General features: G+C 28.5%; 1 protein-coding gene. It reads left to right on the top strand.

Annotation, left to right across the window (positions count from 1 at the left end; genetic code table 11):
- Nucleotides 1-103 precede the first annotated feature (103 nt).
- On the top strand, nt 104-1,279 hold the full coding sequence (locus tag ACYVRH_RS12835; RefSeq protein ID WP_461257291.1) for a glycosyltransferase family 4 protein: 1,176 nt from the start codon (nt 104-106) through the stop codon (nt 1,277-1,279).
- The last annotated feature ends 35 nt before the right edge of the window (nt 1,280-1,314 follow it).

Below are 1,314 nucleotides of genomic sequence, written 5' to 3'. Positions count from 1 at the left end.
GATTATATATGTACTGGCGGCAGTGTCGTTTGGAATATTAATATTGAATATAATACAATGTAGAAAAGTAGTACGATCATTTCAGACGGCAAGTAAATAGAAAATGATTTTAGAAAAGTCAAGTAAAATTACAATCTTATTTTTATCATGGAGAGATATAAAATCTCCTAAAATGGGCGGCGCTGAAATATATACACACGAGATGATGCATAACGCTGATCTAAATAAATTCAGAATAATACATTTTTCGCCTATATTTGAAGGAGCAAAAAATATAGAAAATATTGACGGAATAATTTATATAAGAAAAGGTAATTTACTTAATATTATCTGGAAATGCAGAGCTTTTTATAAAAAAAACAAAGATAAAATTGATTTTGTGGTTGATCAATGTAATACTTTCCGTTTTTTTACAAAATTTTGGGTAAATCATAAAAAACGTATATTCTTAATTTTTCAACTGACCAGAGAAATATGGGATTTTCATTTAAAATTTCCGTTTAACAAATTGGGTATGTTAGCGGAAACATTTATGTTAAAATTAAATAAAAATGATTTAACTATTACAGAATCAGAATCGACAAAAAGAGATTTAGAGGCTGTAGGGTTTGATAATAAAAAAATAAATATAATACCGGTTGGTTTAAATTTTAAAGTATGGAATGAAGTAGATTTTCAAAACAAGGAATCGGTACCAACATTTATTTATGTTGGAAGATTCGCAAAATACAAAGGAATTGATATATGTATTAATGCATTTGGTGAGTTAAAAAAAATATATCATAACGCAAAATTATGGATAGTAGGGAAAAAAGATGAGGAATATATAAATCATTCATTAACGCCAATTTGTTCTCAATATAATTTATCTTATGGTAATTTGACCGAGAATAAAGATATTATATACTATGGATTTGTTACGGAAGATAAAAAATTGGAACTTATGAGCAGAGCGTATATATTGCTGGTTCCATCTATAAGAGAAGGTTGGGGGATGATAATAACAGAAGCGGCTGCTGTAGGAACTCCTAGCATAGTGTTTAATTCTCCGGGATTAATAGACGCGGTGAATTTTGGGGAATCCGGCTACATAGCAACTAAAAATAATAGTCAAGGAATTCTTGAAATTATGGAAAATACCATAAAAAACCCGGTAAAATATAAAGAAATGCGCAGAAATGCGCATGAATTTAGTAAAAAATTCAATTGGGAATATACCGGAAGCCAATTTACAACGGTTATTCTTAATAATATAGGAATTAATAATAGCATTGTATAGAAACCAGTTAGGAGAAAAATTGATGAGTATATTAT

It is taken from the genome of Treponema sp. R80B11-R83G3 (assembly GCF_054786115.1).
The sequence above is the reverse complement of the archived record's forward strand: the minus strand, read 5'-3'. Positions and strand labels throughout refer to the sequence as shown.